This window comes from Halobacillus sp. BBL2006 (assembly GCF_000786645.1).
In the GTDB taxonomy this organism is placed as follows: domain Bacteria; phylum Bacillota; class Bacilli; order Bacillales; family Halobacillaceae; genus Halobacillus.
In genome coordinates this window covers 1-9,289 of record NZ_JRNX01000407.1, presented here as the reverse complement: position 1 = coordinate 9,289, position 9,289 = coordinate 1, and the positions used below count along the sequence as shown (strand labels likewise).

Annotated in this window: 9 protein-coding genes and 2 pseudogenes; 4 read left to right on the top strand and 7 right to left on the bottom strand. The window is 42.9% G+C overall.

What is annotated here, in order from left to right:
• The coding region (locus LD39_RS12455; RefSeq protein ID WP_255349886.1) for a rhodanese-like domain-containing protein at window positions 1–362 on the top strand (362 nt) is incomplete at its 5' end.
• Window positions 363–395: 33 nt separating this feature from the next.
• On the opposite strand, the gene LD39_RS12450 is transcribed toward LD39_RS12455, so the two are convergent.
• The 5 genes from LD39_RS12450 to LD39_RS12430 form a co-directional block, all read right to left on the bottom strand.
• Complete coding sequence (locus tag LD39_RS12450; RefSeq protein WP_231572572.1) at window positions 396–1,700, bottom strand: CdaR family transcriptional regulator; 1,305 nt, start codon at window positions 1,698–1,700, stop codon at window positions 396–398.
• A gap of 170 nt (window positions 1,701–1,870) precedes the next feature.
• Window positions 1,871–3,418, bottom strand: coding sequence for an L-glutamate gamma-semialdehyde dehydrogenase (pruA, locus tag LD39_RS12445; RefSeq protein ID WP_035547083.1), 1,548 nt, complete (start codon window positions 3,416–3,418; stop codon window positions 1,871–1,873).
• Window positions 3,419–3,448: 30 nt separating this feature from the next.
• Window positions 3,449–4,366, bottom strand: coding sequence for a proline dehydrogenase family protein (locus LD39_RS12440; protein WP_035547091.1), 918 nt, complete (start codon window positions 4,364–4,366; stop codon window positions 3,449–3,451).
• Between the two features lie 233 nt (window positions 4,367–4,599).
• A complete protein-coding gene (locus tag LD39_RS12435; RefSeq protein ID WP_035547080.1) occupies window positions 4,600–5,358 on the bottom strand; it encodes a hypothetical protein in 759 nt (252 codons plus the stop codon).
• Between the two features lies 1 nt (window position 5,359).
• Window positions 5,360–5,686, bottom strand: coding sequence for a PadR family transcriptional regulator (locus tag LD39_RS12430; protein WP_035547077.1), 327 nt, complete (start codon window positions 5,684–5,686; stop codon window positions 5,360–5,362).
• 215 nt (window positions 5,687–5,901) lie between these two features.
• Here LD39_RS12430 and LD39_RS12425 point away from each other — a divergent pair.
• Window positions 5,902–6,269, top strand: a pseudogene (locus LD39_RS12425) (VOC family protein).
• Between the two features lie 25 nt (window positions 6,270–6,294).
• On the opposite strand, the gene LD39_RS12420 reads toward LD39_RS12425, so the two are convergent.
• Together LD39_RS12420 and LD39_RS12415 are read right to left on the bottom strand one after the other, a co-directional pair.
• Entirely contained in the window at window positions 6,295–6,684 is a 390-nt protein-coding gene (locus LD39_RS12420) for a YbaN family protein (protein ID WP_081988437.1), read from the bottom strand.
• A 456-nt stretch (window positions 6,685–7,140) separates the two neighbouring features.
• Window positions 7,141–7,761: a CoA pyrophosphatase gene (locus tag LD39_RS12415; RefSeq protein WP_035547075.1), complete on the bottom strand. Its 621-nt coding sequence runs from the start codon at window positions 7,759–7,761 to the stop codon at window positions 7,141–7,143.
• A gap of 329 nt (window positions 7,762–8,090) precedes the next feature.
• Here LD39_RS12415 and LD39_RS12410 point away from each other — a divergent pair, with 329 nt between their 5' ends.
• Window positions 8,091–8,780: a response regulator transcription factor gene (locus LD39_RS12410; protein ID WP_035547072.1), complete on the top strand. Its 690-nt coding sequence runs from the start codon at window positions 8,091–8,093 to the stop codon at window positions 8,778–8,780.
• A pseudogene (locus LD39_RS12405) lies at window positions 8,777–9,289 on the top strand (sensor histidine kinase); the annotation flags it as partial. The gene LD39_RS12410 and the pseudogene LD39_RS12405, both read left to right, overlap by 4 nt.

The window sequence follows — 9,289 nt, the reverse complement described above, 5'->3', positions numbered from 1 at the left end:
TGAATATGGCGGGGTATGTGGCTTCCAATATCGTTGACGGAGAAGTAAACATCGTGCATTATCAAGAGATTGATAAAATTGTAGAACAAGGCGGACTGCTTGTTGATGTCCGTGAGCCGGCAGAAAGAGAGATCGGCTTTATCCCAGGTTCCATGAACATCCCGCTTGGTGAATTAAGGGATCGATTAGAGGAGCTGCCAAAGGATCAAATCATCTATATTACCTGTCAGGCTGGCCTGCGCGGCTACCTCGCCACGAGGATTTTAGCTCACAATGGATATGAATCTAGTAATTTGAGTGGAGGATACAAAACCTATCAAGCTGGTAAACGGGTATGGAAAGAAAGTGTCATTCAATCATAAGAAAAGGGCAGCCACTGCGGCTGCCCTTCTGCTTTATTGTAATGCAGATTTATAACGTTGGTAGTACGCTTCTACATTGTTCAGAAGCAAGAGTTCTGTGTACAAATACGCCTTCATATTGAAGTTGGAAAAATCGATGTTCGTCAGGTCCTGAATTTGCTTGATCCGGTAATTGAGCGTGTTCGGATGGATAAATAACTCCTGTGCGGTCTGTTTCCCTTTTCCGTTATTACTCATATAGACTTCAAGCGTCCGTAACAAATCCGTCTGCTTCTCCGCATCATTTTTGATAAGAGTAACCAGGTCCTCACTATAGTAGTCCTCGGAGCTGTTCTTCTCATACAAAGCCGCTAAGTAACGGTAAATGCCAAGCTCAGCGAATTCACGCGGCATCGACTCTGGACGTGGGCTGATGAAATTGGCCGTCTCGATCACCTCAAGTGCCTCTAGAAAACTTTTTCTCATATAATACAAGCTTGTATATTCTTTCCCAACACCGATTAAAAAGTTATAAAAATTATCCTCTTTCGTATCCTTCTTCACCTCTTCAATGAAAGACCGGGCGATTCTGCGAGACGAAAATTTCTCCTCGCTTTTTCCTTCTAACACAAGGATGATCTGGAATTCCGACTTCAAAAACTGGATCCGTTTATTAGATCTGGACCGTTGAATCGTTTCTTCCAAGTAATCGAGCATATAGGTGTACTGTGGGGCGACGACAGAAAACACCAGCACGGAAAAGCGGTCAGGCAGGTTGAGCTTGGCGAGAGAAGCTTCATGCCTGAACTGGCTTTCGCTGCCGTACTCATGATGCAGCAGCTGCCACAGGAGCTCTTCCTTCTTGCCCTCTTTCGCATTCGCTTTTGTGTATACATCATAAACCAGCTTCCCAAGATGAGGGGTCACCTCTGCGAGAAAATTCAGGTCGTCTTCATTCATCCGTTGATCGGATTCCTGCACCCATATGTATCCCATCGTATGACCAAGATGCTTGGCTGCAATGACAATTCGCTGCTGGAAACCTAATTCTTCAATCGGAAGAACCCGGATGGGATCTGTGTTCTTCTCAAGTCTCTGTACAATCCCTTCTTTTTTCAATCGATCGATAATAAAAATCGGACATTTCTTAGAAAGGATCGTTTTTTGCTGGGTCTGGTCAAAATCGTCAAAAGAGGAACTGTACGAAATGAGTTCGAAGTTCTTATTTTCGATAATCACAGGTTTTTCGAGCTTCGAGCTGATCAGCTCGGTTGCTTTATGAATGTCATCTGACTGGAGGATCAAATCTTTTATATCCATATGAATCCTAACCTTTCCAAAAGGAGCTGAAACGTACATACATATTACCCTCCATTATATCGATATAATTTGGAAAGAAAAAGAAAAACCTTTATTTGACATTGACGGATTGGTTGGATTGGGGCTTCCATTTACTTACAGCGGGCTATCGGTAAGTTTGAAAAAAGCTCAGAGTCACGTTGACTCTGAGCTTTTCGTATCGGAACCAATTAGTATTTTTCTGAGATTGTCTTCGCTTGCATGTGAAGCGCAAGATAGTCGGGTCCGCCCGCTTTAGAGTCCGTACCGGACATCTTGAAGCCGCCGAACGGCTGGTATCCGACAATCGCACCTGTACAGTTGCGGTTGAAGTACAAGTTACCGACGTGGAAGTCGTACTTCGCTTTTTCCAAGTGCTCGCGGTTATCGGAAATGACAGCGCCTGTCAGGCCGTATTCCGTGTTATTGGCAATATCAATCGCTTCGTCAAAGTCTTTCGCTTTTGTGAAGCAGACAACCGGTCCGAAGATTTCTTCCTGCTGCATACGGGAGTTCGGATCAAGATCTGCGAAAACCGTAGGCTCAATGAAGTAACCTTTGGAGTCGTCACCTTTACCACCCGTGACAAGACGTCCTTCTTGTTTACCGACATCCATATAGCCCATGATTTTATCGAAGGCGCCCTGGTCTACGACTGGACCCATATAGACGTTTTCCTCCGAAGCGTTCCCGACTGTCAGTTTTTCGGTGCGTTCTTTTACCATCTCAAGGACTTCGTCGTACACATCTTCATGGACGACCGCACGTGAACCTGAAGAACATTTCTGACCAGAGAATCCGAAGGCAGAAACGATGATCGCGTCAGCAGCCGTTTCAAGATTCGCCTCTTTATCGACGACGACTGTATCCTTACCGCCCATCTCAGCAATCACTTGCTTCAGATGATTTTGTCCTGCTTGAATCTCAGCGGCACGCTTAAGGATACGCGTTCCGACATCACGGGAACCCGTGAAGGAAATCAGCGCTGTTTTCGGGTGATCGACAAGGTAGTCACCGACTTCGCCGCCGCTTCCTGGTACAAAGTTCAAGACGCCCTTAGGAAGACCGGACTCTTCTAGAACCTCTACGAATTTCGCTGCAATGACCGGACTGTTACTAGCCGGCTTCATAACAACCGTACTGCCCGTAACGAGCGGTGCAACCGTCGTACCTGCCATGATCGCAAAAGCAAGGTTCCATGGCGGAATGACAACAGCGACCCCAGTAGATGTATAAATATAGCGGTTTTCTTCGCCCGGACGGCTTTCAACCGGCTTGCCTTCTTTCAGCTCGATCATCTGACGGCCGTAATATTCAAGGAAGTCAATCGCTTCTGCTGTATCGGCATCGGCTTCTTTCCATGGCTTACCGACTTCGTAAACGAGATAAGCAGAGAACTCATGCTTACGGCGGCGGATCTTGCTTGCTGCACGGAATAGGATTTCAGCGCGAGCGCGCGGATCCCATTTTCTCCAATCTTCAAATGCAGTTGCAGCAGATTGGACCGCTTTTTCAGCTAAATCAGCATTCGCTTTTGAAACCGTTCCGACTACCTGTTTTGTATTAGCAGGGTTTGTAGATGTAATTTGAGCATCTGTGCGAACACGTTCTCCATCGATGAGTAAGTCGTGATGCTGCCCCAACTCTTCTTTTACTTGCTTCAATGCTTCCTCAAATGCTTTTTTGTTTTCTTCTACTGTGAAATCTGTAAATGGTTCGTGTTTGTAAGGCAATACCATGTGAACATGCTCCTTTCAATATAATAAAGTTTATTTACTGAAAATTCCTTTGATGGCGAAAGCGATATTTGCAGGACGCTCAGCTAAGCGCCTCATGAAATAGCCGTACCAATCTTCGCCATAAGGGAGATAAACGCGCACGTTATACCCTTCTTTGACTAAGTCTGCCTGCGTCTGGTTGCGCATCCCGTACAACATTTGGAATTCATAACGGTCTGTCGGGATGTTGTGTTTTTTCACTAAATTCTTCGTAAACTCAATGATGGCATCATCATGACTGGCAATCGCTGTGTAGTTGCCGTTCAGCAGGTTTTTCTCAATCATCTGCTTCAAGTTGTCATCCACCATTTTCTTCTCAGGAAACGCGACTTTACCGGATTCTTTGTAAGCCCCTTTGACAAGTCTCAAATATGGATCGTACTCATTCAACTCGTCCAGGTCTGCACAGGATCGATAAAGGTAGGACTGGATGACTGTTCCCAAGTTTGCATATTTCGACTTGAGCGTCTTATATATCTCCAGAGTTTCCTTACATCTCGAAGAGTCCTCCATGTCAATCGTGACGGTAACCCCTTGAGTTTCAGCTTCTTGTAGGATATTTTCCATATTCTCTATGACCAGCTCACGGCTGATATCAAGTCCGAGCGATGTCAATTTCAGAGAAACCTCTGATTGAAGCTGATGTTGAGCGATGGCTTGAACGGTATGAATACATTCCTGCGCCCGCTCCCTCGCTTCGGACTCACAGTTTACAAACTCACCTAAATGGTCGACTGTGACCTGTAAACCTTCCTGGTTCAATTGTTGTATCAACGGAATTGCCTGAGAGAAATTCTCTCCCCCGACTATCTTGTCAGCCCCGAATCTAGTGCCGAAACGCTTTGCCAAGCGATCTAACAACTTGTTGTTAGAAAGGTATAAGAAGAAATTCTTACTGATGGCTTCCAAGATCACCACACTCCTTTCATCCTTCTCCTATTTGAACCAAGCGGTTTACTTTAGGTGAAATTCAATAATTTTTTTATTGTTAAGAAAATTGTAACGAATAAATGTAGGCCCTTACAACGTGTACAGAACACAAAGATACCAGCCAAGTTTTATAGTTTAACCACAACGCACAAATAGAGAAAACCCTCAGATTATCCATTATCTGGATGACCCGAGGGTGCAGAATTTGCCAATTAAGCGGCTGTACCTTTGGTTTTATCAATCTTAATAAGGATGAAAAAATACAGCAGGGTGATGCTTAGAACGATCGAACTTGAAAGAATCGTTTCAGTGGGTTCGCCCACATCGATGAAACGAATCAGGAAATCAGGTACAAATAGAATGATAGGGAGAATAATAGGAATCCATACTTTACTCCAAATCGCCATTCCGATAAACATGGCGACGGCGAAGATTACAGCTATTACATTTCCTGTCATTCCAAAATCAAATTCGGGACTATTGATCGCATCATCCAGAAATAGGATTCCGATAAATAAACCCGCTTGAACGATTCCTATGGTTCCAAACAACAGCCATTCTTTTGATTTCCCGGGCTGATGACTGGAAATATATCTAACCGTTAAAGCATAGGAAAGGATCACGATCATAAAAATTACAGGATAACCAACGAGTTCCAGCAACGTGAATACTACCCCTTCATCGAGGACTTTTTGAATGAGAATATACGAGACGGCTCCTAAGTAAATGAGAGGAATGATTTTGTAAATCCACTGATAATCGAAAGCCATCTCGTCCTCAAACTGCTTCATATATTCCTTAGGGGATTGACCGATGATATCTTCAACGCTTTTTCCACTTTGCTCCGCTTCATGCAAGTGGTCCTCCAGTTCCTCTGTGATTTCATCGATTTCTTGCTCCCTTTTTCCGCTTGAAAGCAAATAAGCTCTCAAGTTCCCTATGAATTTCTGACTCTCGTTTGATAGCGTCATATTATCCTTCCCCCTCTAATAGATGGTGAACAGCTTTTGATATCTCACTCCAACGCCCTTTGAACGCTTCAAGCTCTTCTTTTCCTTGATCCGTCAGGGAATAATACTTCCTTTTCGGTCCTCCTGAAGGAAGTTTTTTGGAGCTTGTCACGACAAGGCCTTCTTTCTTCATTCGTAACAGCAATGGATAAATGCTGCCTTCCTTGACCATCGTAAACCCGTAGGCATCCAATTTCTCGATCATCTCGTATCCATAGGTCTCCCCCTCAGCGATGATGGACAGGAGACATCCTTCTAAAATTCCTTTTAGTATCTGACTCGATGACAATTCAACATCTCCTTTACAGTCGAGCAACTACATTGCAATACAAGATAGTGAGGAATAAGAAAAGCATTGCAACTAACTTGCAATACAATATAGTTAAATTATAGCAAATTGTCCCAGTTTTACAACTGTTTTTTTCAAAACATTGGAAATCAAACCATTCCTTCCTTACTTTGTCCTCTATAATGAAAGAAACCGCAAAATTAGGAGTGTTCCATATGGATATACAAAAAATTGGTCAAATTGGTATCCCAGTTAATAATTTGGAAAGGGCGATCACGTTTTATCAAGAAATGTTAGCACTCCCTCTTCTTTTCAATACCGACACGATGGCTTTCTTTGAATGTGGAGATGTCCGCCTCATGTTAACCCTGCCGGAAAAAGAAGCTTTTGCAAACGCGAGCTCGACCCTCTATTTTTTCGTTGAAGACATACAAAAAAGCTATGTAACAGCTAAGTCAAACGGTGTAGATTTTATAGACGAGCCACATTTGATCGCAAAAATGGATCACACGGAAACATGGATGGTATTTTTGAAGACTCAGAAGGAAATATCCACGCGCTGATGAGTGAAATCAGTACCTGACAGTTAAATGTTTCACGTGAAACATTTAACTGTCTTCCTCTTCAGGCTTCAGTGTCTTTGTCTTATAAATCACTACGGTGAAGAAGCAGGCACCAAAGATAAAGCCAATTTTCAAAATCGTATTCGGGGCGACGTAAAAGGCCGAAAATAAGAATGAGAACCAAATCATGATGAGCACAGAGATTTTCGCCTTCATCGGTATGCCTTTTCCTGCTTTGTAATTTCGTATATAGCTTCCAAACCACTTATTCGTCATCAGCCAATTGTATAGTCGATCAGAACTCCTGACATAGCATGCCGCTGTCAAAAGCAGAAATGGAGTCGTAGGAACAAGAGGCAGGATAATTCCCAAGATTCCTAGTACTAATGAAATGCTGCCGATAATAATAAGCAGGACTTTGATAATTTGCTTCATAATGGATCCTTTCAAAAACAAAATTTCTTATCCAATAGTGTACCATTTTACTTTGTGAATTCTGATTGAAACGATTTGTGAATTCCCTGAACCAGCTTCATCATGCAAGGTTTGATTAGTAAAAATCAGAGGAGATGCTTCAGTTGGGAAAATTAGTGAGTTCCTTAACTATATTAGCGTTATTATCCCTGATCTTGGTTTCAGTAAATCAGTTTTCAACACTTTTCTTTATCACGATCTTTTTAACTTCTGGCATCCTTATGCTTATGATCGGGCTCAAAGAGTTAATGGACACCATAAAAAAACCAAAGTGATTATATACTTTAATTAGCCTGCCTCAAACAATATTGATGATTTTATAAACAAAAAAGGAACACTTCCATCCCCATCCAGGATGAAACTGTTCCTTTATCACAATTCAGAACCATGAGGCACTTAACTTTACAAAAGATTTCCCTACTCTTTCATCATTTCAACAAAATGGTAAAGGACTCTCGCCGTTAGTCCCCATATGACTTTATCGTCATACCGATAAAAATACTCCTCAAACTGTCTGGCCGACCAATCATAGTCGCGGCCACCTGGAATCAAGTCAAAAGGAAAGTTCTCTTCCGGCTTCACTTCAAAGTTCACGCGGTACGCCTCGGGTTCATATCCCAAGAAAAACGAAAGCGGAACAGTAAACACTTCCTCCACCTCAGCAGGATTAGGATTCAGGTCCGCTTCTTCTTTTTCGATAAAACCGACATACGTGTATACTCTCATCCCAAACGGTGAAACCATATAATCAAACGGAAACACCTGAGACAAATCTTTTTCATCAACGCCTAATTCCTCCATCGTCTCCCTGATGGCTGTATCCTTTTCTTTCTGATCCTGTTTGTCCACCCGTCCCCCTGGAAAACAAATCTCACCTGGCTGTCTTCGCATCTGATGGGACCGCACTTCAAATAGGAGGTGGAGTTCGTCATCTTTTTCGATGATCGGCAGAAGGATAGAAAACTTGGATAGACTCTGCTGTCCAAGGATGGACGGTGTATGCTGCTTCATTTTTTCTATTATCGTTTCAGGTCTCATCGACTCACCTCAACGTTTCTTTTCTATTACTATAACAAACTCTCAAGTTAGGGACTTCTTAAACGATCGGCCCTGACCATGCGGATATATTTAAGAATCATTGGTAGTTACTTAAGAATACCCATCCGTTATTTAAGAATGAACAGGAGATAATTAAGAATGCTCCACTGTTATTTTAGAATCTCTCTTCAATATTTAAGAACTGCCAGGGGCCACCCTCTAATCCTTATGCACTTGCTGGAGATAAAGAATTTTCTTTTTAAAAAAGTAATCATTTTCCACATTTGATATACTCAAAAAAGAGAAAGCTCATAAATGAGGTGCGTACAATGTTTAAACTCTTGCTCATTGAAGATGACAAAAGCTTGTTTAATGAAATGAAAGACAGACTCGCTCAATGGTCCCTTGATGTCTATGGCATCTCAGACTTCGGACGAGTTATCGAAGAATATACAGAGATCAAGCCGGATTTAGTTATCATCGATATCCAGCTGCCGAAATTCGATGGCTTCCACTGGTGCCGGATGATCCGGGAGCACTCCAATGTTCCCATCATTTTCTTATCCTCACGCGATCATCCGACAGATATGGTGATGTCAATGAATCTCGGGGCGGACGATTTTGTACAAAAGCCGTTTCACTTTGATGTGCTGATCGCAAAAATCCAGGCGATCTTGCGTCGTGTATATAATTACAACACGGAGCAACCGGACTTAAAAACATGGGCAGGCGCGACTGTCGATCAGGATAGAAATCGGGTGACGAACGATCAAGGAACGATTGAATTAACGAAAAACGAAATGTTTATCTTAAAGCAGCTGGTTGAAAAGAAAAGTAAAATTGTCAGCCGTGAAGAGCTGATCAATCGTTTATGGGATGATCAACGTTTTATCAGTGACAATACCCTGACGGTCAACGTCAATCGTCTTCGAAAGAGACTCGATGAAATCGGACTCGGTCAGCTGATCCAAACCAAAGTCGGCCAAGGCTACATAGCTGTGGAGCAGGTCACCCCATGATCCGAAGATTCCTATTTGAACGCGTCAGCTGGATTTTCATGTTTTTGCTCCTGCAGGCCCTTGCCCTCCTGCTTACCTATGTCGACCCTACCATCCCGATGACGTCCGTTTTCTATTACATATTTTTATCCCTGCTTATTTTCATCGTGTTTTTGGTTGTCCGTTATCATCAGGAAACGGTTTTTTACCAGCAGCTTAAAGAGAGAGATAACGACCTTGATTTGACGAGTGTGCCTGAGGCGAGCCGCCCTTTTGAAGAAATTATTGAATCGGCCATGACGGAACAAATCGAAAGTCTGAAGCAAAAAGCGTCTGAGCATCAGATGCTGCTTGAGCAGGAAAAAGATGAGCTCTTATCCTGGATTCACGAAGTAAAAACACCGATGACGGCGATTCACCTGATCATTGACCGAATCGACGATCCAAAAATAAAATCTCAGCTGACCTACGAATGGTTACGAATCCATCTGCTGTTAGACCAGCAGCTGCATCAGAAGCGTATGCCGTTT

Coding starts and splice junctions, on each gene's coding strand:
- LD39_RS12450 (WP_231572572.1), bottom strand. CDS start 1,700: ATGTACGTTTCAGCTCCTTTTGGAAAGGTTAGGATTCATATGGATATA.
- pruA (WP_035547083.1), bottom strand. CDS start 3,418: ATGGTATTGCCTTACAAACACGAACCATTTACAGATTTCACAGTAGAA.
- LD39_RS12435 (WP_035547080.1), bottom strand. CDS start 5,358: ATGACGCTATCAAACGAGAGTCAGAAATTCATAGGGAACTTGAGAGCT.
- LD39_RS12420 (WP_081988437.1), bottom strand. CDS start 6,684: ATGAAGCAAATTATCAAAGTCCTGCTTATTATTATCGGCAGCATTTCA.
- LD39_RS12415 (WP_035547075.1), bottom strand. CDS start 7,761: ATGAGACCTGAAACGATAATAGAAAAAATGAAGCAGCATACACCGTCC.
- LD39_RS12410 (WP_035547072.1), top strand. CDS start 8,091: ATGTTTAAACTCTTGCTCATTGAAGATGACAAAAGCTTGTTTAATGAA.